The following is a 25,335-nucleotide window of genomic DNA, read 5'->3' as shown; positions in this document are numbered from 1 at the left end:
GCCCCACCCGGCCGCGTCAACACGCGGCGCAGGGTCGAATGTGGGCAATCCGACGGCGTGCGATGAATCATGTTGAGCGGCACACGGTGTGGTTCTAGCGTCCGAGGAGGGCCGGTCGAGGAAGGGGATCCGACATGCAGGTGGCGGTTGTGGGCGGTACCGGGACGCTGGGCACACCGGTGGTGCGGGATCTGGTGACGCGCGGGCATGCGGTGCGGGTGCTGAGCCGGTCCGCGCCCGCCGAGCCGGTGCCGCGGACCGAGCATCACGCGGTGGATCTGGCCACCGGCGCGGGGCTGGATGCGGCACTGGAGGGCGTGCACACGGTAGTGGATGCGGTCTCACACCGTGGGCTGCGCGGCGCGCCGGTGATGGTCGAGGGCGTGCGGACCCTGCTGGCCGCCGAGCGGCGCGCCAAGGTCGGCCACCATGTGGAGATCTCGATCGTCGGCTGCGAGCAGGTGCCGTTCAGTTACTACCGCACCAAGGTCGCGCAGGAGCGGGTGGTCACCCAGGGGCCCGTTCCGTGGACCCTGTTGCGCGCCACCCAGTTCCACGAGCTCGTCGACGAAATGCTCGGCGGGGCCGCGAAGTTTCGCATCGCGCCGCGCACCGGCATGCGGTTCCAACCGGTGGACGTGGTCGCAGTGGCGGGCCGGCTGGCCGACGCGGTCGAGGCGGGCCCGTCCGGCCGTGTACGCGATCTGGGCGGTCCGGTCGTGCAGACCCTCGGCGAGCTGGCCGAACTTAGGGGTCACGCGCTGGGGCAGAGGCTGCTGCCGCTGCCGGTGCCGCCGGTCGGCCGGATCGTGCGGCGGGTGCGCGACGCTGCGCTGTGTCTCGACACCGATGGCGAGACCGTGTCATACGACTATGCCGAGTGGCTGCGGCGGCAATACGGATAGCGGTGAGCTGACCTGTCCGATCGTCGTGGGAGCGGTGATCGGCGCACCCGGGGCCGCGCGCTACCAGAGCGGTACCCGTGGATCAGCGCTTCACGCGCAGCACGGTGGGTTCGGCACAGAACTGGCCGGTCGCCTGGTCCAGACTGAGGCCCGTGCGGTTCAGCCCGCCGCTGTCGATCACCGTGCACTCGCTGCCACCGACGCGCCCGGTCCCGTCGTCGAGGAGCCGGACCTCGGCGGTGACCAGGGGTTGGAGCCGATCGGCGTCGAAGGTCCAGAATTCGATGTTCCAGAGTTCGTAGCTGTCGCGCGCGGTGACGACGGTGTAGCCGGCCGCGGAGGTGTCGATGCCGATACCCGCGAGTTCGCCCGCGCGCTGGAGCTGCCCGTCGGCGGCCGCGTGGTAGATGACGTAGCGAGTGTTGGCGCTGGCCAGCATGATCGGGATGATCAGCTCGTCGCGGCCGTCGTTGTCGAGGTCGCGCAGTCGCGGCTCGGTGGTGCCGACGGCCTGTTCGGTGAGGGTCTGCAGCTGTGCGCCGACGGGGTCCAGCACGGTGATGGCGACCGACCCCTGCTGTCCCGTACCGCGGTGCCGCACTTCGAAGGTCAGCCCGGCGGCGTCGTGGGATTGCAGGTAGCAGTCGGGAGGCGTGGCGGCCGAGGCGATATCGCCGCAGGGCGGGAGGGCGGAGACGGGGGTGACGGGGCCCGGGACGACGTGATCGCTGGTGTGCGGGAAGAGGTTTCCGGCCATGGGTGCGGTGGCGGGGTGTTGTGCGCACGCGGCCAGCGTGAGCGTGGCGGCAGCCAGCACCGCGGCCACGAGATTCCTCCCCATGGAAGCGAGGATAGCGACGAATGCACAGCAATCGGACCGAGCGAGGCCGACCGCACATATATCCGACATCATGTGCACAACTGCGCACATATAGGCTTATAGTAGGTGAGTGCTCGACGTGCTCCGCGATCCCCGGTTCCGCAAGCTGTTCACCGCCCAGGTGGTCGCCCTGATCGGCACCGGACTGCTCACCGTGGCCCTGGGCCTGCTCGCCTACGAGGTGGCCGGGGGCCAGGCGGGCGCGGTGCTGGGCACCGCCCTGGCCATCAAGATGGTGGCGTATGTGGCTGTCGCGCCGGTGATCTCGGCGCTCACCCTGCGGCTGCCCCGGAAGCTGGTGCTGGTGTCGGCGGACGCGGTGCGCGCGGGGATCGCGCTCATGCTGCCGTTCGTCACGCACACCTGGCAGATCTATGTGCTGATCGCGCTGCTGCAGTCGGCCTCGGCCACCTTCACGCCGGCGTTCCAGTCGCTGATCCCCTCGATCCTGGTCGACGAGGAGGACTACACCCGCGGGCTGTCGCTGTCGCGGCTGGCCTACGACATGGAGTCGCTGCTCAGCCCGGTGCTGGCGGCCGCGCTGCTGACGGTCATCAGCTATCACTCACTGTTCGTGGGCACCGCGGCCGGTTTCGTGGCCTCGGCGCTGCTGGTGGTGACCACCCGGCTGCCCCGGCTCGCCGCGCCGGAGCGGTCCGCCCCGCTGCTGCGGCGCATCACCGAGGGCGCCCGGATCATGATGAGCCGGCCGGTGCTGCGCGGGCTGCTGGCCATGAACATGGTGGTGGCCGCGGCCACCGCGCTGGTGATCGTGAATACCGTTGTGTACGTGCGGGATCAGCTGGGCGGCTCCAATACCGCGGTGGCACTGGCGCTGGGCTGCTTCGGATTCGGCTCCATGGCGGTCGCGCTGTCGACCCCGCGATTGCTGGCGCGGGTGCCGGACCGCGGTTTCATGATGACCGGCTGCGTGCTGCTGCCACTGGGCCTGATCGCGGCGTCGCTGCCGACCCTGCTCCCCCGCGGGGCCGGTGCGCTCGTGCTGGCGATGACCTGGGTGCTACTGGGCGCGGGCACCTCGATGATCAACACCCCGTCCGCCCGCCTGCTGCGCGCCCAGTCCGAGCCCGACACCCGCACAGCCGTTTTCACCGCGCAGTTCTCCCTCTCGCACGCGTGCTTCCTGGTGACCTACCCGGTCGCGGGCAAGCTGGGCGCGCTGGCGGGCCTGCCGACCACGGCGATCGTGCTGGCCGCCGTCGCTACACTGGCAGCTACGACGGCGGCCCGCGCCTGGCCCGCACACGTGCCGACGGGCCCTGAGGCGGTGACGGCGGCGGCAGGAAGGTGAACTGGTGAGCGAGGAGACCGAATCGGCGCCTGCCGCACCCAGCCTCATCCACCCGGTCCGTCCGGATCAGCCCCATCTGGACGTGGCCACCGCCACCTTCCGCATGCTGTCGGATCCGACGCGGCTGCACATCCTCTGGATCCTCGCCTCCGACGAGGCCGATGTGACCGCCCTCACCGAGGCCTGCGGCGCCTCCCGCACCGCGGTCAGCCAGCATCTGGCCAAACTCCGATTCAGCGGCCTGGTCGACACCCGCCGCGAGGGCCGCCGCATCATCTACCGCATCCGCGACGGCCACCTGGCCCGCCTGGTCCGTGAGGGCTTGAACCACGCCGATCACATCGTGACCGGCGAGCCATCGCACGCGTAGCGGGCGTTTCCCGGGACTCGGCTCCTGGTCAGTGGGACGTGGTATCGCCGAGTGCCCGCATGCGCCGCGACGATATGCCTATTCGAAATATCTCGAGACGAATAGTGAGAGGTCGCGCATGCATCCCGAGCAGGGCAGCCCATTCGATGTGATCATCATCGGTGCCGGATTCGCCGGACTCTACGGCGTCCACCAGGCGGCGAAGGCCGGATTGAACGTGCTCGGCCTGGAGGCGGGCGAAAATGTCGGCGGCACCTGGTTCTGGAACCGCTACCCGGGTGCGCGCTGCGACGTGGAGAGCGTCGACTACTCCTACTCGTTCGACGAGGACCTGCAGCAGAGCTGGACCTGGACCGAGCGTTTCGCCGCCCAGCCGGAGATCCTCGCCTACATCAACCATGTGGCGGACCGCTTCGAGCTCAAGCAGCGCTACCGGTTCGGTCAGCGCGTCGTCGGCGCCCGCTTCGACGACGAGGCGGCCGTCTGGACGCTGCGCACCGAGGCCGGCGACGAATTCCGCTCGCAGTTCGTGGTTTTCGCCACCGGCTGCCTGTCCGCGCCGATCAAGCCGAGCATCCCCGGCATCGAAACCTTCGCGGGCGAGGAGCTTTTCACCGCGCAGTGGCCGGAGCAGGGCGTGTCCTTCGAGGGCAAGCGGGTCGGCGTCATCGGCACCGGCTCCTCGGGCATCCAGGTCGCGCCGATCATCGCGCGGGAGGCCGAGGCGCTCACCGTCTTCCAGCGTTCGGCCAACTTCAGCGTCCCGGTGCCCAACCGGCCGTGGACCGACGAGGAGCAGAGCGAGATCCGCGCCACCTACCGGCAGCGGCGCGAGAACTCCTACTACGCACCGGCCGCCACCCCGCACCGCTCGCTGGAGACCAAGGCCCTGGACCTGACCGCCGAGGAGCGCGAGCAGGCCATGCAGGACCGCTGGGACGGCGGCGGCGTGCTGTTCAACAAGGTCTTCCCCGACCAGAACAGCGATCTGGCCGCCAATGAGCTGGTGCGCGAGTTCGCGGTCGCCAAGATCCGCGCCAAGGTGGACGACCAGGCGGTGGCCGACGACCTCATCCCCTACGACCACCCCATCGGCACCAAGCGCATCTGCACCGACTCCGGCTACTACGAGATGTTCAACCGGCCGAACGTGTCGCTGGTGAACCTGCGCCGCGAGGCCATCGAGGAGGTCACCCCCACCGGCATCCGGACCGCCGACAAGTTCATCGAACTCGACGCCCTGGTCTACGCAACGGGATTCGACGCCATGACCGGTGCGCTGCTGCGCATCGACATGCACGGCGCGCGGGATGCCCGCCTCGGTGAGCTGTGGGCCGACGGGCCGGTCACCTACCTGGGCTTCGGCATCCCCGGCTTCCCGAACATGTTCAGCATCAACAGTGTCGGCACCCCGTCGGTGATGGCGAACATGGTCCTGCACTCCGAGCAGCAGCTGGACTGGGTGCTGGCGCTGGTGGAGCACTGCCGCGCCAACGGGATCCGCAAGGCCGAGGCCCGCACGGAGGCGGCGGTCAAGTGGACCGATCACCTGCTCGAGGTCGCCGAGGGCACGCTGTTCGTGAAGGCCAATTCCTGGTACATGGGCGCGAACATCGAGGGCAAGAAGCGCGTATTCATGCCCTACATCGGCGGTTTCGGCAACTACCGCCGCTACTGCGACGAGGAGCGCGACAACGGGTACCCGAACTTCGAGCTCACCGCGTAGTCAGCCCGGACCCGGCAGAACCGGCTCGCTTCCTCTCGGCGGCGAGCCGGTTTCGTCGTCCGCGGTCAGGCGGGCAGGCCCAGACCGGCAGCCAGGACGGGCCATGACCGCTTCATCGCGTCCTCCCAATAACCCCACGAGTGGGTGCCGGTCGGCGTGAAGTCATAGGTGGCCGGAATACCGAGGCCGTCGAGCTTGGCCTTCAGATTGAAGGCTGCAGAAGTCGGTGGCGGCCTCGATCCCGCCACCGATGATCAACTGCTGGAGCCAGCCGTCCATCCCCGGCAGGGTGTGCGGGCCGCCGGGGGCGTCCCACCGGCCCGGCAGTCCGGAACCACTGGAGATGAACAGATTCAGGCCGCGCAGCTGGTCGGCGTGTATATAGGGATCGTTGACGACCCACTCGGGATCACCCTCGGGGCCATACATGTTCGCGCTGTCCCCGCCGCCCTTCGTGACCACGTCATTGGCGAAGTGATATCCGATGGGGTCACTGATCTGGGCACAGCCGCTGTAGACCGCAACCGACCGATACAACCCGGGCGCGGCGATGGCCAGCTGCAACGCCGAGGTGCCCGCCATCGACAGACCCGCGATCGCGTTGCGCCCGTTGGCATTCAGCGCCTCGTCGACGAGCGGGGGCAATTCCTCGGTCAGGAAGGTCTTCCACTTGTTCACGCCCAGAGCGGGATCCGGGGCGCGCCAATCGGTGTAGTAGGTGAAATCCCCGCCGATCGGCTGCACCACATCGACGTTCTTCTCGGCCAGAAAGTCCAGCACATCGGTCTGCGTCTGCCAGGTCACGGCGTCGGCGGCGCCCGCGCCACCGAGCAGGTACAGCACCGGGGCGGGCTGGGAGGTGCCGGACGGACGGTGCACATCGACCTGAATGCTCTTGTCCATGGCGGCCGAATAGACCTGCAGAGTCACGAGACGGGTGTCGGTGATCGTGCTGGAGACGATGCGCGAGCCGTCGGCGGAAGTGCCGGTGTAGGTCACCGGGGTGTCCGGTCGGGCGGAGGCCGTGCCCGCGGCCATCGACACCAGAACGGTTGCGATCAAGGCCGATACCGCGCTGCTTAGGGCAATTGTGGAACGCACGCTGTCTCCTCCGGCAGGTTCCCGGTTGTCACGAGTCAGCACTTCAGCGTTGCCGAGCGGCTCGGAAAATGCTGGCCCGGAACTGAACTGACTCCGAGAGTACGTTTCCGGCCGTAGGGTCAGGGCGCGATTCCCACCCTCGTTACCACACGTGTACACAAGACGAAACCGGCTCGCTTCCCCTGAAGGCGTGCCGGTTTCGTCGATTTACCGGTCAGGCCGGCAGGCCCAGACCAGTAGCCAGGACGGGCCACGACTTCTTCAGCGCGTCCTGCCAGTACCCCCACGAGTGGGTGCCGGTGGGCGTGAGGTCGTAGGTGGCCGGAATGCCGAGGCCGTCGAGCTTGGTCTTCAGGTTGTGGGTGCAGTAGTTGGTGGCGGCCTCGAGTGTGCCGCCCAGGGCCACCTGGTTCGCCCAGCCGCCCGCGCCGGGCAGGGTGTGCGGGCCGCCGAGGGTGTCCCACGGGCCCGGCAGGCCGGAACCGCTGGAAATGAACAGGTTCAGGCCGCGCAGCTGGTCGGCGTGCACGTAGGGATCGTTGGCGGCCCACATGGGATCGGAGTGCGGGCCGTACATGTTCGCGCTGTCGCCGCCGCCCGCGCCGACCACGGTATTGACCATGCTGTAGCCGAGCAGATCGCTGATCTGGGCGCAGCCGCTGTAGGCGGCCACCGACTGGTAGAGGCCGGGCGCGGCGATGGGCAGCTGCAGCACCGAGGTGCCCGCCATGGAAAGACCGGCAATGGCATTGCGGCCGTTGGTGTTCAGCGCCTGGTCGATGATCGGCGGCAGTTCCTCGGTGAGGAAGGTCTTCCACTTGTTCACGCCCAGTGCGGGATCCGGCTCGCGCCAGTCGGTGTAGTAACTGAAGCCGCCGCCGATCGGCTGCACCACGTTGACGTTCTTGTCGGACAGGAAGTTCAGGACGTCGGTCTGCTTCTGCCAGGTCGCGGAGTCGGTGCCGCCGCCCGCGCCGTTGAGCAGGTACAGCACCGGGGTGGGCGCCGAGGTATCGGCGGCGCGCTGCACATCGACCTCGATGTTCTTGTCCATGGCCGCCGAATAGACCTGCAGGTTCAGGGTGCGTGCGTCGGTGGCCTTGCTGGAGGCGATGCGGGAGCCGTCGGCGGAGGTGCCCGCGAAGTTCAGCGAGGTCCCCGAGTCGGCGGAGGCGGCGCCCGCGGCCACCGGTAGCAGAACGGTTGCGGTCAAGGCCAATACCGCGCTGCCCCAGGTCTTCGTTGAACGCACGCTTTCTCCTTCGGCAGTCTTTCTCTGGCGTGACGAGTCGTTTGTGCAGGTGTCACGAATCAGGCCCCCACGTTGCCCACAGCCGCTTAGCAATTGCTGACTCGAAGCTGAGCTGCGGCTGAGAGGGTGGTGAGCCCCCGGTCAGAGCCGGAAATCGGCTCGGGTGACTTCACTCACAGCAGCCGCTGACCGGGATCCACGCCACTGACGGGCGGCGGTCAGCGCACTGTCGGCGGGCTGTCAGCGCGGGTCGGCATCGTCATGGACACACACGAACAGCCACCACCGAAAGGCACCGCGAATGTCCGCGAACGCGCACACCGATTCCGCCCTGACCGAGTTCGTCGCGGCCACCGCCGCCGAATATGGGATGCCCGGCATGGCCGTCGGTATCTGGGTCGACGGGCGGGAGATCCACGCCAATGTCGGTGTGACCAGCACCGAGAACCCGGTGCCGATCACCGAGCACACGATCTTCGCGATCGGCTCGACCAGCAAGACCTTCACCGCCACCGCCCTGATGCAGCTGGTCGCGGCGGGCCGGGTGGATCTGGATGCGCCGGTGCGCACCTATGTGCCGGAGCTGAAGCTGATCGACGAGAAGTCCGCGGCGACCATCACCGTGCGGCAGCTGCTCAACCACACCGCCGGGCTGGAGTGGAACATCATCAACGACACCGGCGACGGTGCGGACGGGCTGGCCGCCTTCGTGGCCACGCTGGCCGAGTTGCCGCTGATCGGTGCGCCAGGCGAGCGGGCGTCCTACAGCCAGGCGGGGTTCAACCTGCTGGGCCGCGTCATCGAGAAGGTGACCGGGGAGTCGTTCGAAAAGGTCGTCGCCGACACGGTTCTGGAGCCGGTGGGGCTGGCCGAGAGCTTCTACTTCGAGGGCGATGTCATGACCCGCCGCTTCGCCGCCGGACACGAGCGGCAGCAGGACGGAAAGCTCGAGGTGTCGCGGGCCTGGAAGGGCAGTCGCGCCAACAACCCCGGTGGCGGGCTCGGGTCCACCGTGTCGGACCTGTTGCGCTGGGGCCGATTCCACCTCGGTGACGGCCGCACCGAGAGCGGCGCGCCGGTGCTGCCCGCCGAGCTGATGCACCGGATGCAGCAGCCGACCATCGAGCTGCGGGCCAGCACCCTCGCCGACGCCTTCGGCCTGTGCTGGATGCTGCGCGATGTGGACGGGGTCCGCACGGTCGGCCACGACGGTTCCGGCTTCGGCCAGTTCGCCAACTTCCAGCTGGTGCCCGAACGCGATTTCGCGGTGGTCGTGCTCTCCAACGCCAGCCCCGACGGCATCCCCGCCAACCAGGCCATCATCCGCTGGGCCCTGGAGCACTACCTGGGCGTCGTCGACCAGGACCCCGAACCGGCCCCCTTCGACGCCGCGCGCGCCCCGGAACTGTTCGGCGTCTACGACATCGACGCCATGACCATGACCTGCTACGCCGCCGGCGACCAGCTCTACCTCGACTGCAGGGTCAAGCCCGAAATCCGCGCCGCCGCCGGCGCCGAAATCCCCCAGGACCACCCGCCCTTCCCCTTCGGCCTCCTTCCCGGCAGCGACGAATACGTCATCACCGCAGGCTCTTTCAAGGGCCAGCGCGGCTACTTCACCCGCGACACCAACGGCGACATCACCGCCATCGACCTCGCGGGCCGTGTCTTCACCCGAGTCTCCTGACACCTCTGAACGAGAGGGCGCCCCCGATACCAGGCAGGCGTCCTCTCATTGGCGTGTCGAGAGCCGGCGGACAGCCGATCGCCGAGTGCGTCCTGCTCAAATCTGGGCGGGGCGGGCGCCGCGGCGGCGTGGCCGCATCTGATGCAGGCGATACCAGGCCAGCGCGAGGAAGATCACCGCCAGGCCGGCGACGACTCCCATATCGAGCAGCCACGTGCCGATGGTGTGTTTCCACAGCGGGTCGGGCCCGCCATCGTGCGGCGAGAGGGTGTCGAGGTCGATGCTGGCCGCCGCAGCGCCGTAGCCCCAACGGGACGGCGACAGGTAGGACAGCTGTTGCAGAACGGGCGTGCCGGGAAGCCGCACCAGCCCGCCGGTGAGCACCAGTTGCGCCATCGACAGCACGATCAGCAGCGGGAGTGTCTTTTCCGACGTGTCCACCGCGGCCGACACCAGCAAGCCCAACGCCAGCGACGCGATGCCCAGCATCGCCATCGCCATGATCAACTCCAGCTGGACCGAGGTGAATATCCCCTTCGGCGGGAAAGTCTCACCGATGGTGCCGATCAGGAACAGCACCGCCGTCTGAAGGACGGTGATCACACCCAAGACCAGCAGTTTCGACATCAAATAGACCCCGGCCGACAGTCCTGCCGCGCGTTCTCTGCGATAGATCGTCTGTTCCTTGACGATCTCGCGAATCGCATTGCCGGTACCGACGAAGCAGGCACCGAATATCAAGATCATGAGCTTGGTCGAGGCGTCGGTGTTGGTTCCCGGCGCCCCGGTGAAACCGGCGCCCGATGGCACCGCGGCGATCAGGCCGCCCAGCAGCAGCGGCATCGCGCCGAGCAACGCCAGATAGCTGCGGTCCGAGGCGATCACCGCCAGATACCGCCGGCACAGTGTGCTGAGCTGGCTGAGCTTGGACTGCGGCGCGGGCGGCGGCGCCGGTGTGTGCACCTCCGCCGGTCCGATGTCGTCGGGCTCCCCGACAGCGACGTAGGTCTCGAAGCGCGGGGAGTTCCGGAACTCACCGGCCCAGTCGCGGTCCTCCTCCCGGTCGAATGCCTGGAACACCTCGGCCCAGGTGCGCTGCCCGAACTCCTGCAAGCCCTCTGCGGGCGGCCCGTAATAAGCAAGCTTGCCGCCGGGCACCAGCACCAGCAGGCGGTCACAGTAATCGAGATTCGCCACGCTGTGGGTGACGACGATGACCGTCCGCCCGTCGTGGGCGAGTTCGGACAGCATTTCCATGACCGTCTTGTCCAGGCCGGGATCCAGGCCGGAGGTCGGTTCGTCGAGGAACAACAGCGACGGTTTGGTCAGCAGTTCCAATGCGACGCTCACCCGTTTGCGTTGCCCGCCGGAGAGCCGATCGATGCGGGTGTCGGCGTGCCGCGACAGGCCGAGTTCGTCGAGGACTTCGTCGACTCGCTGCTCGCGCTCCTCGCTCTGTGTGTCACCGGGGAAGCGCAGCTCGGCCGCGTAGAGCAGGGCGCGTCGCGTCGCTAGCTCTTTGTGCAGGATGTCCTCCTGCGGAACCAACCCGATCCGGTGCCTCAGCTCGTCGTAATCGGTGTACAGGTCGCGTCCGTCGTAGCGGACGGTCCCCTCGGTCGCAGGCCGCAGCCCGGTGACCGCGCCCAACAGCGTCGACTTGCCCGCTCCGCTGGGGCCGATGACCCCGACGAGTGAGCGCTGCGCGATGGGGAAGGTCACGTCGTCGAGCAGCACTTTGCCGTCCGGTGTCCGGACGATGAGGTTCTGGACACAGACCGAGATGTCACCGGTGTCGACGGACTCGCGCAGTTCGTTGCCGACGAGCCGGTAGTTGGTGTGTCCCATGCCGATCAGGTCGGATTCGGACAGATCCGCGGTCTCGATCCGGTGGCCGTTGACGTAGGTGCCGTTGTGGCTGTCGAGGTCGACGACTCGATATTTGCCTTCGGCGATCACCTGTAGTTCGGCGTGATGGCGAGAGACCATGAGGTCGGGCACGACGATGTCGTTGTCGGCGGCGCGCCCGATCCGGAGCGTGCCCGAGACGATCCGTACCGACGCGGTGGGCTGGGTAGCCGGAGGCGACGACCGCGACACCCGCCGGGGCAGGCCCGGCTCGAACTTGGTGACCGTGGCTTCATCGTCGAGGTCATAGCCGGGATTCGGGACGACCATCGTGTCCCCACCGAAATCGTCATCGGGCTCGGGCTCGGGCTCGGCTGATGCTTCCAGCGAGCAGGACAGCCGCGCACCGTCTTTGGCATGCCCCAGCTTGAAGGTCTCGTCGTGGTCGATCAGCATCCGCTCGACGCGCTGACCGTCGAAGAAGGTGCCGTTCAGGCTGTGCGCGTCCTCGATTTCCCAGCCGTGCGATCCCTTCTCCAGCACGGCATGCAAGGCCGAAACACGCGGATCGGTGACAACAATGTCGGCGGTCGGATCACGGCCGATGTTGTATGCACCCCCGGCGCGTAGCCGATAGACGTGTTCTCGCGTCTGCACCACGAGAACGGGCGACTCGGGGAATTCCGTGGAGGACCGCTCATCCGCCATAACGGGAGTATACGACCGGACCGAACCGTCGCGGCGAATGCCAATGGGATTTGAAATACTAATCCGACAGAACCTGACGCAATATCGAAGCCGAATATTTCTCAACTTGTTTCATGTACCGAATTTTGTTACATCCCAGATGCGAGTTCACCGGCGCTTTTCGGCGCTCACATAGTGCGCCTGCTGCAAGAGGTCGAGCAATTCGGCGGGCATGTCGGTGATCGGGTGGCCGTAGCCGGCGGCGAGGTCGACAGGGGCCGTGCTCTGGACCGACCAGCCGTGTCGTGCCAGCCAGTCGCCGGGAACAGCGCGGGCGTCGTCGTACCAGAGGTCGCTCACGTCCAGGTTCCCGAAGGGGTTGCTGCCGAAGAACTTCTCCTCCGTGTCTTCGAAGCGTTGCGGGTCCAAGCCGCGGCCGAAGTCGTCGGTGGCCACGCTGCTGCCGGGCGCGGACAGCGCGTCGATGCGTTCGAACAGGGCGTCGTGTGCCGAACCCGGCAGGAACGGCAGCAGCCCCTCGGCCGACCATGCCGTCGGCCGCTCCGGATCGAATCCCGCGGCGGTGAGCGCAGCGGGCCAATCGTCGCGCAGATCGACCGCCACCACGCGCCGATCGGCCTTGGCCACAGCACCGTGCTCGGCGAGAACCTGGTCCTTGAACTCCAGCACCCGGGGCTGATCGATCTCGAAGACGACCGTGCCCGCGGGCCAATCCAGCCGGTACGCGCGCACATCCAGGCCGGATGCCAGGATCACCGCCTGCCGCACACCCTGCTGCCACGCCGTGGCGAAGAACTCGTCGAAGAACCTCGTCCGGATACCCATGAACCGCCCGAAGCGCGCCATGTTGCCCACCGACGCCGGGTCCTCCAGCATCTGCGTGAAGTGCGGTTCACCCGCCGCCTCGACGAACCACGCCGCGTAGTCGTCGCGGATCATCGGCTCGGGATCGATCGTCTCGAGTGCACGAAACGTGGCGACGCCCAGGGCGGTCAGCCCCACGCTCGTCACGATGTCCCAGCTGTCCCCGTCGGTTCGCATCAAGGTCACCTCGTGGTGTCATCGATCGCCTGAACTATCTCGACCGGAGCCGACGCCCCGCTTCCACTCGCTCGATTCTGCTCCCATACAGAACCTTTCGGCAACTAACTGGTTATCGCGCTCCGGCCGAGTCGCCCGGGATGGACCCGGGCGTCAGCCGACGTCCTGAAGCAGCAGGTGCCGCGCGTTGAGCGGACCGTCCAGTCGGTGAGCCCGCTCGGATCCGGCACGGCGAAGAACGGCACCGCGAGGAACACGAGTTCCGCCTGCGCCGCCTCCCCGGCCGTCACCGCGTGGGCCTTCGGCCCCAACTGCTCCACGACGGCCCGGAGCGTCTCCGGGCCCCGGCTGTTGCCGATGAGTACCTCGTGGCCATGACGGACGACCTTGTCGGCGACCGCCTGGCCGATATTTCCTGCTCCGAGAATGCCGATGGTGCTGTATGTGGTCATGGCGCTCATCCTCGATCGGATGGAGATTATCGGTTACGAATTAACCAATTTCCCGATGCCGCAAGACGTAATTCATTGAGGGGGCGGCGAGCTCTGGTGATCAGAGTACAGCGTCCAGCGTTTGGAGAGTCGCGGGTCGACTTCTTGGTTTCGATTACGGGGCAGGGATGGCCTCCGTCGCGAGGCGGGCCAGGGCCTCTGGTCGAGGGAGGTCTGCGCCGAGGTGGTAGGCGCGGTGGTATTCGGTGTCGCCCAAGCGGTTTGTGAGGGTGGCGGTCAGGGCGGTGAGTTCGGGCTCGCCCTGGTCGGCGGTGCCGCGGATGACTTGGCCGAGGCCGAGCGCGGTGGCGGCAGCGGACGGGTTGCCTTCCAGGAGAAGGAGTTTCGCGAGGAGTTCGGCGGCGTGGGCTTGGGCCAGGGCGGTGGTGGCGGAGTCGCCGTAAGTGAAGGCGCCTTCGATGGCGCGGGGTAGCAGGGCGCGGGCCGCGACGGGTGCGCCTTCGGTGAGGCGGTTGCGGAGGCGGGCGACGGTTATGTGGTTGGCGGCCATGACTTCTGGATAGGGCAGGTGGCGGAAGCGGTGCTCGAGTTGGTCGAGTTCTCGGTCGGAGCGGGTGATATCGCCGGTGCGGCGGTGTAATTCGGCGCTGGTGAGGAGGATGACGGCGGCGAGGCGGGGGAAGCCCTGGTCGGCGGCGAGGCGCTGGGCGGCGTCGATGTCGCGGGCGGCTTCGGCGAGTTCGCCGGAGCGCATGCGTTCGTCGGCGAGGGCGGTGCGGGCGGCGACGATGTCGTCCTCGGTGCCGAGTTCGGAGGCGAGGGTGACGGCGCGGGCGTAGGCGGCGCGGGCCTGGTCGTGGTCGCCCTGCAGCGAGTGGGCGCGGCCGACGGCGAGCAGCGCCATACCCAGACCCCAGCGGTCGCCGACGATTTCGAAGCCGCGCAAGGCTTCCCGTCGCGCGACGGCACCCTCGTGCAGGCGCCCCTGCCCCGTCAGGGCGATGTCGCGGGCGAGCTGCGCGCTGGCCCGTACCCACGGGTCCGGCCAGGTCAGCGCCTGTTCGAGCTGCCGTTCGGCCAGCTTCTCGTCGTCGGAGCGCGCCGCCAGGAGGGCCGTCCACAGTGGTACGGCCACATGGAATTCCAGCCCGCCGGCCTGCACGCAGTCCTCGATGAGCCCGGTCAGCGAGCTCCCGGCAGGCGGCGAACCGGCCATCAGCGCGATCACCCGGAAGGCGGCCCGCGCGGCCGCCGGGAGCTCGTCCCCGAACCGCAGCACCGCATCGAGCGAGCTCTCGAATTGGCTGCTCATCCCGCGGATTCCCCAGTACCAGAACATGGCCCGCACGAGTCGCATCGCCGTCTCCGGGTCGGGTCTGGTGCCGAGGGCGGTACGAAGTGCCGCAGCGAGGTTGGCGTGTTCGGCGTCGAAAAGGGCTATGGCGGTGAGCTGTTCGGTGCCGCGGAGGTGGGGTTCGGCCTGTTCGGCGAGGGTGAGGTAGTAGTCGGTGAAGAGCGGGGTCAGGTCGTCGGGTGAGCGGGTGAGCTGGTCGGCGGCGTAGGCGCGGATGGTTTCGAGCATGCGATAGCGCGGCGGGTGGTCGGGGGTGACGGTGACGAGGGACTTCTCGACCAGGGCGTCGAGGAGGTAGACGACGTCCTCGATGGGGAGGTCGCCGTCGGCGCAGATGGCTTCCACGGCTTCGGCGGTGGCGCCGCCGGGGAAGGCGGAAAGCCTTCGGGCCAGGATCTTTTCGGGTTCGTCGAGGAGGTCCCAGCTCCATTCCACCAGGGCGAGCAGGGTGCGCTGCCGGGGCTGGGCGGTGCGGCTGCCGGAGGTGAGCAGCCGGAAGCGGTCGCCGAGCCGCCGGGCGACCTGGTCGACGCTCATGGCGCGCAGTTTGGCGGCGGCGAGTTCCAGCGCCAGTGGGAGGCCGTCGAGTCGGCGGCAGATCTCCACCACGGGGGCGACGGTGGCATCGTCGAGGGTGAAGCCGGGGCGGATGGCGGCGGCGCGGTCCGCGAACAGCCGCACCGCTGGTGCACTCTGGGCCACAACGGGATCCGCTGTCTCGACCGGAACGCCGAGTGGTCCCAGGTGGCACAGCGCCTCGCCGGTGATGGCCAAGGGTTCCCGGCTGGTGGCCAGTACGCGCAGCTGCGGCAGCCGATCCAGCAGCTGTTCGGCGAGGGCCGCCGCGGCCGCGATGAGGTGCTCGCAGTTGTCGAGCACCAGCACCGCGGGCCCGACGTCCAGTAGTTCGGTCAGCCGGGCGGTCTTGTCCGGCCGCGCGGCGGAGTCGCTGTCGAGCGCCCCGGCCACCGCATCCGCGAGCTGGTCGGGCGCGCCCAGTTCGGCCAGCGCTACGAAGAACACCGCCCCGGTGGCCTGCCGGTCCATGGCTTCCAGCGCGAGCCGGGTCTTGCCCGCTCCGCCGGGCCCGACAATAGTGACCAGCCGCGAATCCGCCAGCAGCCCGGCCAGTTCCGTGAGTTCCGCCTCGCGTCCGATGAATCCGGTCAGCCGCAAGGGCAGCGTCCGGGTCACGGATTCCCTACGCGGAGCGGTGATTTCGAGCTCGCCCCGCAACAGCGCGAGATGCGTGTCCCGCAGCATGGTCCCCGGATCGATGCCGAGTTCCTCGTCCAGCCGCTCCCGCATCTCCTCGTACACGGCCAGCGCGTCCGACTGCCGACCCGCCGCCGCCAGCGCCCGCATGCGCAGCGCGGCCAGCCGCTCGCTGAGCGGATTGTCCCCTCCGGCGATCTCGAGATCGGTGAGCACATCGGCGTACCGGCCCAGCCGCAGTTCGGCGTCGAACCGGTCCTCGACCGCGGCGGCCCGCAAATCGTCCAGCCTGGTCGCGGCGGCTTGGGCGAACGGTGCGTCCTGCACATCGCCGAGCGCGGGTCCGCGCCACAGTGCGAGGGCCTCGCCCAGCCGGCGGGTGGCCGCCTCCGCCCGCCCGGCGGCCAGCTCCTGACGGCCCTGCCGCACCAGGTCCTCGAACCGATCGGCGTCCAGCGTCACCCCGGGCAGCCGATAGCCGCCGGTCCCGAATTCGACCGTGCCCACGCCGCGCAATGCCTTCCGCAGCCGCGACACCGCGGCCTGCAGCGCTCCGGCCGCCTCGGCGGGCGGCTCCTCACCCCAGAGTCCGTCGATGAGCGCGGCCGCCGGCACGTCCCGCCCCGATTCCAGAGCGAGCCGCGCGAGCAGCATCCGCACTCGCACGCCGGGGATCTCCACCGGCGTCCCATCCTCCGCTTGGACCCGAACGGGCCCGAGCACACCAACCTGCACTCCTCCGCCTCTCTCCTCCGCCTCTCCGAGCCTTCAGCGGACAGCTGAGAGCCGCTATCTGTTGCGCACCCGTGCCGGCGGTTGGGTACCGAACCACTTCTGGACGTACCCGGTGAGTTACCCCGACCGTCACGAAATCAGTTGTCACGTTGGCATACGCAACATCCGATTACCCGTAAGGTAATCGACTCACGGCTCGGCGTCGGGCACAGTCGGTCTCATGACCGACACCAACGCCGAGATCACCACCGCTCCGACGGGAGCCCAGCTGTTCGCCACCATGCCGTTCACCGAGGGCCTGGGCGTCCAGGTCCTCGAATGCGGCCCGGAGCTGGTGCGCAGCCGCCTGGAGTGGCGTGAGAACCTGTGCACGCTGGGAGGATCGATGCACGGCGGCGCGCTCATGTCGCTGGCCGACGCCACCGCCGCGGTGTGTGCCTTCCTGAATCTGCCGGCGGGCAAGCAGGGCACGACCACGGTGGAGTCGAAGACGAACTTCCTGCGGGCCCTGCGCTCGGGTCACGCCACCGCCACGGCCCGTCCGCTGCACGCCGGGCGCAGCTTCATCGTGGTGGAGACCGAAATCCGGGACGACGCGGGCAAACTCGTCGCCAAGGTGACCCAGACCCAGGCGGTGCTGTAGCCGGGCGTCCGCCTACCCGGCGAGGATCGGCACCAGATACGTGCGCGCGAATTCCCCCAGCTCGTCCGGGGTTTCGAGGGTGGCCGCGCCGCCGCCGACGAGAATCAGCGAATGCACTATGCGGCAGCCGATTTCGGTGCGCGCGGCCAGATCGGCCGGGGCCTCGAACAGGCCCCGGGCGGCGGCCCGCTCCAGGATCTGGATGGTGGCCGCGACGGACATGGCGAAGGTGGTCGCGCCTTCGACGGTGAGTTTGACCAGGATTCGGTCCGGCTCGACCGCGAGCAGCCGTTCCACCAGCGGATGGGCCCGCCAGCGGGTGATGACGGTGACGAAGATGTCGGCAACCAGTCCGGGTAGGTCGTCGTGCCGGTCCGGCATGCTCGACAGTTCGGCCAGCAGGTTGCCGACCTCGCGGCTGACGACGGCCTGCACCAGGTCGTCGCGGGAGCCGAGCCGGCGGTAGACGGTCACCCGGTCGACGCCGGCCTGCTTGGCGACGTCCTCGATCGTCGTCTTCTTGACCCCGACCTTCTGGAACTGCACGAGTGCCGCGTCGAGGATGCGCGTCTCGATGTCATCGGCGGCATCCGTGCGGGTCAGCGGGTTTTTCGACGCGGTCGTCACCGGATCTACGCTAGCAGGCACCACCCCCGATGCAACAATCTCGGACATTTTGTAGCTGCAACATTGCAATAGGATTTGTTGCGCTGTACGGTTCGGTCATGGCTGACAAGGCTGGCGCGACGCAGCGCCACTACCGCGACGAGGCGCACGCCATCTCCGCCCGCGATGTGCGGTTCGATTTCGATTCCGTTCCGCTGCACTACATTCCGGGCGAAGTCCTGGCAACCCACATTGTCGATGTCATGCACCTGGTGCTGCCGGAGGGCGAACGGGCCATGGCGCAGACGCTGGCGGAGGCCCTCCCGCACATCCACGAAGAGCGGCTGCGGGAGGAGGTGACCGGGTTCATCGGGCAGGAGTCCATGCACGCCAGCAGTCACGAGGCGGCGCGCCGGCACCTGCAGTCCCTCGGGCTGGACGTCGACTCCTATGTCGATGCGATTGCCTGGCTGGTCGATCGGATGCTCGGCGATCACGGACTGAGCGGCCGGGCGCGTGAGGAGTGGCTCAAGGAGCGACTGGGCCTGTTCGCCGGGATGGAGCACTACACGGCCGTCATCGGCGAATGGCTGCTCAATGCCGACATTCTGGAGGCCGAGGGCATGCATCCGGCCATGCTCGACCTGGTGCGCTGGCACGGGGCCGAGGAGGTCGAGCACCGCAGCGTCGTCTACGACGCGTACATGTACCTCGACGGCGGGTATCTACGGAAAGCGCGCACCGCGGTACTGGCCAGCGCGACACTGCTGCCGCTGTTCATCATTTCGGCCGGATATCTGTACCGGAAGGATCCGTCGCCGCGAAAGGGCCGGTTCTGGGCTCGGCAGTTCCTGAGCGCGACGCGGCGCGGCGTGATTCCCAGCTGGACGGTGTTCTTCACCGAGATTCCGCGGTATCTGCGACCGGGATTCCATCCCTCGCAGCTGGGCCCGATGGATGTGGCGCTGCGCTATCTCGCACACTCCCCAGCTGCGCGCGCGGCTGCCGAGTGAGCCCGGAGAACAGCGTGGGCACGCGAATCCAATTGGACGCCAAGAGCCGAACGGCCGTCCCTGCCCGCGTCGGCGCGGCGCGCCGGTCCGGCAGCCCGGACCAGGCGAGCACGACCGGCCGGGCATATGCGGTCGACGCCGTGGATGCGGGGACGATGCCCGCGAGCCTGCGGATGCTCGGCGGGATGATGGACGCCTACAAGCAGCTGTTCGTGAGCGGCCGCGCGGCGCGGCTGTTGTCGCCGTCGAACCCGGTGCGCCACAGCGGGTTCGAGCTGGACACGGTGGTCGAGCGGCTGGAGCGGCCCGCACCCGATGTGCTCGCGGTGACACTGCGGGCCCCGGACGGACGGGACCTGCCGAGCTGGCGGCCCGGGGCGCACGTGGACGTGTTCCTGCCGTCGGGGCGGCAACGGCAGTACTCGCTGTGCGGAGATCCGCGGGATCGGACGCGGTACCGGATCGCGGTGCGGCTGATCTCGGACGGCGAGGGCGGGTCGCGCGAGCTGCACGAGTCGCTCCGGGTCGGTGACCACATGCGAATTCGTGGGCCACGCAATGCTTTCACGCTGGTGGACGCGCCGTCGTATCTGTTCCTGGCGGGCGGGATCGGCATCACCCCGATCCTGCCGATGGTGCGGGCCGCGGGGTCGCGCGGGCGACTGGTGTACGCGGGGCGGTCGCGGGCGACGATGCCGTTCCTGGACGAGCTGCCCGACGCGGAGATACGGCCCGACGACGAGGTCGGACCGCCCGATGTCGGCGCGATCATCGCGAGCGCGGAACCCGGAGCGGCCGTGTACGTGTGCGGTCCGCCCGCCATGCTGGCGGCGGCGCAGCGCTGCCGGTTCACACTGGATTCGACGGGATCGCTGCACACGGAACGCTTTTCGGCGCCGCCTGTCGTCGACGGCCGGGCCTTCGACATCACCCTGGCGCGCAGCGGCCGGACGGTCCGGGTCGGCGCGGAGGAGACGGCGCTCACGGCGGTGCGGCGGGTGCTGCCCGATGTGAACTACTCCTGCCGCCAGGGCTTCTGCGGCACCTGCAAGGTCGGGGTCCGCGCGGGCGGCGTGGACCACCGCGACCGGCTGCTCACCGCGGCCGAGCGGGAGAACCGGATGCTGCTCTGCGTGTCCCGCGCCTGCGGCGACGCGCTCGTGCTCGATCTCTGAACGCGGGGACCACTCATGTCGATTGATACGGAAACAGCTGTGGTCGAACCCGATTCGGCACCGCCCGAACATGTCGGTATCGCTGTCGTCGGGGCCGGATTCGGGGGCATCGGCCTGGCGATCAAACTGCGCGAGGCCGGGTTCGAGGACCTGGTGATCCTCGAGCGCGCCGAGGATCTGGGCGGGACCTGGCGGGCCAACACCTATCCTGGCTGCGCGTGCGATGTCCCCTCGCAGCTCTACAGCTACTCGTTCGCCCCGAATCCGGACTGGTCGCGGACCTATGGGCGGCAGGTGGAGATCCTGGAGTATCTGCGCCGGGTCGCCGCGGACCATGATGTGGTGCGGCACATCCGATTCGGCGCCGAACTGCTGGACGCCCGCTGGGAGGAGGAGCACTCGCGGTGGCGGGTGGAGACCAGCCGCGGTGCGCTCACCGCCGATGTCCTGATCTCCGCGGCGGGCATCTTCGCGGAGGCCAAGTATCCCGAGCTGCCTGGGCTGGATCGGTTCGCGGGCAATGCCTTCCACTCGCTGCACTGGGATCACGACCATGACCTGACCGGCGAGCGCGTGGCCGTGATCGGCACGGGCGCGTCGGCGGTGCAGTTCGTGCCGGAGATCCAACCGGTGGTCGACCGGCTGCTGCTGTTCCAGCGCTCCGCGCCGTGGATCGTGCCGCGGATGGACCGGCGCACGCTGAGTCTGGAACGGACGCTACTACGTCGGATTCCCCTCGCCCAGAAAGCGATCCGTGGCGGCTGGTACGCCGCCATCGAGGGATTCGGCCTGATCTCTCTGGTGGACAAGCGGTTCCGCCATCCATATGAGGCGCTGGGCCGGTTGCAGCTGCTACGGCAGGTGCGCGATCCGGCGCTGCGCAAGACCCTGACCCCGGACTATGTCATCGGATGCAAACGCGCCATCTTCTCCGACGCCTATCTGCCCGCGCTGGACCAGCCGAATGTCGAGGTCATCACCGACGGCATCGCCGAGGTGCGCCCGCATTCGATCGTGCTGCGCGACGGCACCGAGCACGCGGTCGACACCATCATCTTCGGCACCGGCTTCACCTCGATTCCGTCGGCGTACCACCGCTATGTCGGACGGCACGGGCAGTCCATCGCGGACCTGTATCACCATGAGCCGCAGAGCTATCTGGGCGCGGCCGTCGCAGGATTCCCCAACTTCTTCTGCACGCTGGGCCCGTTCGGCGCGGCCGGGAACCAATCGGCCGTCTACATGATCGAATCCCAGATCGCCTACATCGTGGATGCGGTGAAGACCATGCGCGACAGGGGAATCGACCGTATCGAGCTGCGTCCCGAGGTACAGGACGACTTCCTCGACGAGATGGATCGCCGCAGCGCCGACACCGTGTGGCTGACCGGCGGCTGCCAGAGCTACTACACCACCGCCGACGGCCGCAATGCCGGCCTGTACCCCAACTGGAGCTTCGAATACCGCCGGCGCACCCGGCGTTTCGACTCCGACTCATACGAAATGAGCCGCTGATGTCCACTCCGCGCTGTCTCCCCGGTCCCGGCCCCTTCCGTCCCGAGGGGCGGGTGGCCCTCATTACCGGGGCCGGTCAGGGTATCGGCCGCGAACTCGCCGGGGTGCTGCACCGGCGGGGCGCGTCGGTGGCCATCGTCGATGTCGACGCCCGGGCCGCCACCTCGCTGGCCGCCGACCTGGGTGATCGGGCGCTGCCGGTGATCGCGGATGTCTCGGACCGGGCCGCCATGGCCGAGGCGATTCCGCAGGTGGTCGCCTACTTCGGGCATCTCGACATCGTGGTGGCGAACGCGGGCGTGGTGCCGTCCCCGGCGACGCTGCGGACCATGGAGCCCGCCGAGTTCGACCGGGTCATCGGCATCAACCTCACCGGGGTGTTCAATACCGTGCACCCGGCGCTGGACCACATCATCGCCGCACGCGGGCATGTCGAGGTCGTGTCCTCGTGCGCCGCTTTCGCTCCGGGGATGGGCGGTGCGCCGTACATGATCAGCAAGGCGGCGGTGGAGCAGCTCGGCCGGGCGCTGCGGGTCGAGCTGGCGCCGCATGGGGCGTCCGCGGGCGTCGCCTATTTCGGGATCGTCGACACCGAGATGACCCACTCGACCCTCGACCGGGACGAACTCGGCCGCCGCATCGAGGCGCTGCTGCCGTGGCCGCTGAGCACCCGCATCACCGCCGAGCACGCCGCGCGCACCATTGCCGACGCCATCGAGCACCGCGCACCGCAGGCCATCTCGCCGCTGGCCTGGATGCCCTACTCGCTGCTGCGCGGCGTGATCAATACCGTGCTCGATTCCCGCCTGGCCCGTGACCCGCGGGTGCACGCGCTGCTGCGGGAAGTCGAGCGCCGCAGTCTCGAGAAGCCGCTGACAGCGCCGGGTTCAATTCCATTGCAGGTCCCGCGAATACAGATCCAGCCAGGTGCCGATATCGATGGCACGGTCGAGACCGACGCGGACCTGCGGGGCCATGCGGTCCAGTAGCTGGCGGACGAAGCGGGTCAGATGCAGATGGCTTGTTGCCATGCAACGGCTTTGATCATGCTCGCGCCCGAAGGCCCGGATCCACCCCGAACACTCGCCGTCCCGTGCGAGCCTCGGCCACCCGCTTCGAATGAGTAGGTGCGGTGAGTAGTTCGGCGGACGTCCGGAACCGGCAGCTGTCCATACGCTTCCCAGCAGACATCGGTACCACTGCGGTGCCGAGCCCTCGGAAGTTGCGCCTCAGGCCGAAACCCGATGATCTACTTGACCTGTCACCGCAGCATCACGGCGATCCAGGTCAGGCCGAATGACCGAACTTCCCGCCGACCACACCGGACGTGAAGGCATCCCACTCCCCCGGCCCGAAGACCAGGGCCGGACCGGTCGGATTCTTGGAGTCCCGGACGCCGACCACGCCACCGTCGAGATGCGCGACCTCGACGCAATCCTGGCTGCCCCCACTGTGGCTGCTCTTGAACCATCGAGCATCGGACAAGTCAAAGTTCATTGGGCATGCTCCTTGCTCACTTGCCGCAGCCGATCACGGCTTTGACGTTCATCCAACGCTACCCGTCGCATCGCCTCGTGCGCTGTCCGATAGCGATCGATATTTTCGTGATCATCGAAGTACATTGCACCGGTGTAGCTTTCGACGTAAACCACGGTCGGCTCGAAGGGTTCGCGGGCCGCATCTCTGAAGTCGAGGATGGTGAACGGCCCGGTCAGATCGCCCAGCGGGATGCCCGCAGAGTACGGGAGGACGCGGATGGTGATATTCGGCCGAGTGCTGAGATCCGCCAGGTAGCGAAGCTGGGCGGCCATAATCTTCCGGTTTCCGATCACGCGGTGCAGGACCGATTCATCGAGGATTACATCGAGATTCGCAGGTTGGGCGCGGCGGGTGATCAACACTTGGCGGTGCATGCGCAGCTCGATGCGACGCGTGATCTCACTATCCGGTTCGCCCGGATGCACCGACTTGATCAGCACGCGAGCGTATTCGGGAACCTGCGCCAGCCCTGGCACCAACTCCTGAAACGACGTCAACGATGCGGCGGCCGATTCGAGGCCCATGTACACATCGAAGTTCGCCGGGATGAGGTCACCATATTCGTGCCACCAGCTCTTGGCATTACCTTGCTGGGCAAGCCCCTTGAGAGCGGCGGCTTCAGTTTCGCCGGCACCGAGGACCCGGCACAGAGCCTCGATGTCCCACAGCCGAATTCGGTCGGCCTGCCCGGTCTCCAGTCGTTGCAGCGTGGTGGCACCCCTCTCGATTCTCCGCGCGACCTCGGCGATCGTCATGCCGGACTGCTGGCGTAGTTCACGGAGATAGCGGCCGAGCTGCCGACGCGGAACAGTTGAACCGGTATCTCCCATGACGACCTCCCCGTTGGACGACGTGCCCACGACTTTTGGATGACGCTGTAGCCGGATGTGGATGATTGTCACCGGGCCCGAGGATCCGATGCTGGGTCTTCGAATGAATCGGCGTGGATTATCCGATTTCGACTGTCGTGCCGGGCGCCCTGGCGTGTCCTGGGTGACGTTCCCGACCGAAAATCCCGACGACCGAAGGGAGTTCGCGAGATGTCACGAAATAGCCAATGGTCGGTGCAGGCGATCATCGACCGCATCGAAGGTGAGCGGAAGGTTGCCGACTCCAACCGTATGAATGCCGAGCGCATCCGCGGCGGGTATGCGATCCGCGGGCTGTGGTCCTGTTATTCGGATCCCGGCGAACTCACTGCCGCGCAAGCGCATACGGCCATGCAGCTGCATCTCGGGTGCGGCGTGGATACCTGCCGGGTGCGGCGGCGGGCACGGACCGCGCTGGTCGCGGCCGGACGTATGGTGCTGGACCCGCGTGCTACGCGCACCCGAGCAGCCCGGAGATCACCGCTCGCCATGCTACGCGATGCGCTCTCCGGTTGGGGTGCACTGTTTCTCGGCGGTCGCCATGCCCTGCGATGACTGCGACCGGGATGACTACGACCGGGTCGAGATTCAGGTGATCAAGGATGTTCTCGATATCGTCGAGGTTCGCTTGTGCGAGCGCGAGCGGTGCGGGTGGCGACTGACCGTGGCCCGCTCCCAGATCTACGCAACCGTGTTGCACGCGGTCATCGTCAGCGCGCGTGAATCACACCGAGTCCCGGCCACTCTCGACCGGGCCGCCATCCTCGACTCCATTCTCGACGGCGCCGATCCCCCGGATTCCGGGTCGACCCGGCACCCGGTCGACGACGTCATCCGACACCACATCGCGAACATGAACTGACCCACAGACCTCATCGAGTGGTCGACCGCGATTCCTGCGTGGTCAGTGCTCGGTGTCCTGCTGGCAGGCCGGGCACAGTCCGTGCAGCGTGAGTCCGCCGGTGTCGGGCAGGGCGAAGCGGCTGCCGTTGCGTGCTTCGGCCAGGGCCACGGTGAGATGTGCCGAGGGGACCTCGTCGATCGCGCCGCACCGGGTGCACACCGCGTGATGGTGCGGGATGTCGGTGAGTCCGTAGCTGGTGATCCGTTCGTCGACGACCAAGGCGTGCAGCACTTCCGCGTCGACCAGGGTCGCCACCGTCCGGTAGACGGTGGTGAGGTCAACCTCGTGACCGGCCGAGGCGAGACCCTGCTGGATCTGGGCCACGGTCAGGTGTCCCTGCTCGCGCGAGCCGTCCAGGATCGACAGCACAGCCAGTCGCGGTGCGGTGCAGCGCAGTCCATGGCTGCGCAGCAGACGGCGAGCGTTGTGCTCACCGGTCGGCGCCGGGGCGTGAGTGAGGTGCGAAACGCGCGCCATGGCCCCCA

22 protein-coding genes and 1 pseudogene are annotated in these 25,335 nt (G+C 68.1%); 12 read left to right on the top strand and 11 right to left on the bottom strand.

Annotation, left to right across the window (positions count from 1 at the left end; genetic code table 11):
• Positions 1 to 134 precede the first annotated feature (134 nt).
• Positions 135 to 905, top strand: coding sequence for an SDR family oxidoreductase (locus AB0L60_RS19450; protein WP_364615559.1), 771 nt, complete (start codon positions 135 to 137; stop codon positions 903 to 905).
• Between the two features lie 82 nt (positions 906 to 987).
• On the opposite strand, the gene AB0L60_RS19445 is transcribed toward AB0L60_RS19450, so the two are convergent.
• The gene (locus AB0L60_RS19445; protein WP_364615556.1) at positions 988 to 1,746 is read right to left on the bottom strand and encodes a hypothetical protein; all 759 of its coding nucleotides are present in this window, start codon (positions 1,744 to 1,746) and stop codon (positions 988 to 990) included.
• 109 nt (positions 1,747 to 1,855) lie between these two features.
• On the opposite strand from AB0L60_RS19445, the gene AB0L60_RS19440 reads away from it, so the two are divergent.
• The 3 genes from AB0L60_RS19440 to AB0L60_RS19430 all read left to right on the top strand — a co-directional run bounded on the left by AB0L60_RS19440 (position 1,856) and on the right by AB0L60_RS19430 (position 5,193).
• A complete protein-coding gene (locus AB0L60_RS19440; RefSeq protein ID WP_364615553.1) occupies positions 1,856 to 3,097 on the top strand; it encodes an MFS transporter in 1,242 nt (413 codons plus the stop codon).
• Positions 3,098 to 3,101: 4 nt separating this feature from the next.
• Positions 3,102 to 3,467: a metalloregulator ArsR/SmtB family transcription factor gene (locus tag AB0L60_RS19435; protein ID WP_364615550.1), complete on the top strand. Its 366-nt coding sequence runs from the start codon at positions 3,102 to 3,104 to the stop codon at positions 3,465 to 3,467.
• A 118-nt stretch (positions 3,468 to 3,585) separates the two neighbouring features.
• Complete coding sequence (locus AB0L60_RS19430) at positions 3,586 to 5,193, top strand: NAD(P)/FAD-dependent oxidoreductase (RefSeq protein WP_364615547.1); 1,608 nt, start codon at positions 3,586 to 3,588, stop codon at positions 5,191 to 5,193.
• Positions 5,194 to 5,258: 65 nt separating this feature from the next.
• Here the strand turns inward: AB0L60_RS19430 and AB0L60_RS19425 are convergent.
• Positions 5,259 to 6,231 (bottom strand): annotated as a pseudogene (locus tag AB0L60_RS19425) (alpha/beta hydrolase family protein).
• A 277-nt stretch (positions 6,232 to 6,508) separates the two neighbouring features.
• Positions 6,509 to 7,546 (bottom strand): alpha/beta hydrolase family protein, encoded by a 1,038-nt coding sequence (locus AB0L60_RS19420; RefSeq protein ID WP_364615544.1) that lies wholly within the window; start codon positions 7,544 to 7,546, stop codon positions 6,509 to 6,511.
• A 301-nt stretch (positions 7,547 to 7,847) separates the two neighbouring features.
• Between AB0L60_RS19420 and AB0L60_RS19415 the strand changes: the two genes are divergently transcribed.
• Positions 7,848 to 9,233: a serine hydrolase domain-containing protein gene (locus AB0L60_RS19415; RefSeq protein WP_364615541.1), complete on the top strand. Its 1,386-nt coding sequence runs from the start codon at positions 7,848 to 7,850 to the stop codon at positions 9,231 to 9,233.
• A 96-nt stretch (positions 9,234 to 9,329) separates the two neighbouring features.
• On the opposite strand, the gene AB0L60_RS19410 is transcribed toward AB0L60_RS19415, so the two are convergent.
• From AB0L60_RS19410 to AB0L60_RS19395, 4 genes are all read right to left on the bottom strand, one after another.
• Positions 9,330 to 11,894 carry an FHA domain-containing protein gene (locus AB0L60_RS19410; protein WP_364615538.1) on the bottom strand — a complete coding sequence of 855 codons (2,565 nt, stop codon included), beginning with the start codon at positions 11,892 to 11,894 and terminating at the stop codon, positions 9,330 to 9,332.
• A gap of 42 nt (positions 11,895 to 11,936) precedes the next feature.
• On the bottom strand, positions 11,937 to 12,830 hold the full coding sequence (locus tag AB0L60_RS19405; protein WP_364615535.1) for a class I SAM-dependent methyltransferase: 894 nt from the start codon (positions 12,828 to 12,830) through the stop codon (positions 11,937 to 11,939).
• Between the two features lie 104 nt (positions 12,831 to 12,934).
• Positions 12,935 to 13,282, bottom strand: a complete 348-nt coding sequence (locus AB0L60_RS19400) for an NAD(P)-binding domain-containing protein (RefSeq protein WP_364615532.1) — start codon at positions 13,280 to 13,282, stop codon at positions 12,935 to 12,937.
• Positions 13,283 to 13,436: 154 nt separating this feature from the next.
• Positions 13,437 to 16,574 (bottom strand): BTAD domain-containing putative transcriptional regulator, encoded by a 3,138-nt coding sequence (locus tag AB0L60_RS19395; RefSeq protein WP_364615529.1) that lies wholly within the window; start codon positions 16,572 to 16,574, stop codon positions 13,437 to 13,439.
• 232 nt (positions 16,575 to 16,806) lie between these two features.
• Here AB0L60_RS19395 and AB0L60_RS19390 point away from each other — a divergent pair, with 232 nt between their 5' ends.
• On the top strand, positions 16,807 to 17,229 hold the full coding sequence (locus AB0L60_RS19390) for a PaaI family thioesterase (RefSeq protein ID WP_364615526.1): 423 nt from the start codon (positions 16,807 to 16,809) through the stop codon (positions 17,227 to 17,229).
• A gap of 12 nt (positions 17,230 to 17,241) precedes the next feature.
• Here AB0L60_RS19390 and AB0L60_RS19385 read toward each other — a convergent pair whose 3' ends face one another.
• Positions 17,242 to 17,856, bottom strand: coding sequence for a helix-turn-helix domain-containing protein (locus tag AB0L60_RS19385; RefSeq protein WP_364615523.1), 615 nt, complete (start codon positions 17,854 to 17,856; stop codon positions 17,242 to 17,244).
• A 98-nt stretch (positions 17,857 to 17,954) separates the two neighbouring features.
• Between AB0L60_RS19385 and AB0L60_RS19380 the strand changes: the two genes are divergently transcribed.
• From AB0L60_RS19380 to AB0L60_RS19365, 4 genes are all read left to right on the top strand, one after another.
• Positions 17,955 to 18,848 (top strand): metal-dependent hydrolase, encoded by an 894-nt coding sequence (locus AB0L60_RS19380; protein WP_364615520.1) that lies wholly within the window; start codon positions 17,955 to 17,957, stop codon positions 18,846 to 18,848.
• Between the two features lie 155 nt (positions 18,849 to 19,003).
• Positions 19,004 to 20,023, top strand: a complete 1,020-nt coding sequence (locus AB0L60_RS19375; protein ID WP_364615957.1) for a PDR/VanB family oxidoreductase — start codon at positions 19,004 to 19,006, stop codon at positions 20,021 to 20,023.
• A gap of 39 nt (positions 20,024 to 20,062) precedes the next feature.
• Positions 20,063 to 21,538: an NAD(P)/FAD-dependent oxidoreductase gene (locus tag AB0L60_RS19370; RefSeq protein ID WP_364615517.1), complete on the top strand. Its 1,476-nt coding sequence runs from the start codon at positions 20,063 to 20,065 to the stop codon at positions 21,536 to 21,538.
• On the top strand, positions 21,538 to 22,527 hold the full coding sequence (locus AB0L60_RS19365; protein ID WP_364615514.1) for an SDR family oxidoreductase: 990 nt from the start codon (positions 21,538 to 21,540) through the stop codon (positions 22,525 to 22,527). The genes AB0L60_RS19370 and AB0L60_RS19365 overlap by 1 nt, the downstream gene beginning before the upstream one ends.
• A 298-nt stretch (positions 22,528 to 22,825) precedes the next feature.
• Here AB0L60_RS19365 and AB0L60_RS19360 read toward each other — a convergent pair whose 3' ends face one another.
• Positions 22,826 to 23,035 (bottom strand): DUF397 domain-containing protein, encoded by a 210-nt coding sequence (locus AB0L60_RS19360; RefSeq protein WP_364615511.1) that lies wholly within the window; start codon positions 23,033 to 23,035, stop codon positions 22,826 to 22,828.
• Positions 23,032 to 23,979, bottom strand: coding sequence for a helix-turn-helix transcriptional regulator (locus AB0L60_RS19355; protein WP_364615508.1), 948 nt, complete (start codon positions 23,977 to 23,979; stop codon positions 23,032 to 23,034). The genes AB0L60_RS19360 and AB0L60_RS19355 overlap by 4 nt, the downstream gene beginning before the upstream one ends.
• A gap of 162 nt (positions 23,980 to 24,141) precedes the next feature.
• Here AB0L60_RS19355 and AB0L60_RS19350 point away from each other — a divergent pair, with 162 nt between their 5' ends.
• Together AB0L60_RS19350 and AB0L60_RS19345 are read left to right on the top strand one after the other, a co-directional pair.
• On the top strand, positions 24,142 to 24,501 hold the full coding sequence (locus tag AB0L60_RS19350) for a hypothetical protein (protein ID WP_364615505.1): 360 nt from the start codon (positions 24,142 to 24,144) through the stop codon (positions 24,499 to 24,501).
• Entirely contained in the window at positions 24,488 to 24,808 is a 321-nt protein-coding gene (locus AB0L60_RS19345) for a hypothetical protein (protein WP_364615502.1), read from the top strand. Before AB0L60_RS19350 ends, AB0L60_RS19345 begins: the two co-directional genes overlap by 14 nt.
• A gap of 42 nt (positions 24,809 to 24,850) precedes the next feature.
• Here the strand turns inward: AB0L60_RS19345 and AB0L60_RS19340 are convergent, their stop codons facing one another.
• Positions 24,851 to 25,327, bottom strand: a complete 477-nt coding sequence (locus AB0L60_RS19340) for a Fur family transcriptional regulator (protein WP_364615499.1) — start codon at positions 25,325 to 25,327, stop codon at positions 24,851 to 24,853.
• Between the last annotated feature and the right edge of the window lie 8 nt (positions 25,328 to 25,335).

The organism is Nocardia sp. NPDC051981 (assembly GCF_040680715.1).
Classification (GTDB): domain Bacteria; phylum Actinomycetota; class Actinomycetes; order Mycobacteriales; family Mycobacteriaceae; genus Nocardia.
Note: the sequence above shows the minus strand (reverse complement) of the source record. Positions and strands in the feature narration are given on the sequence as shown.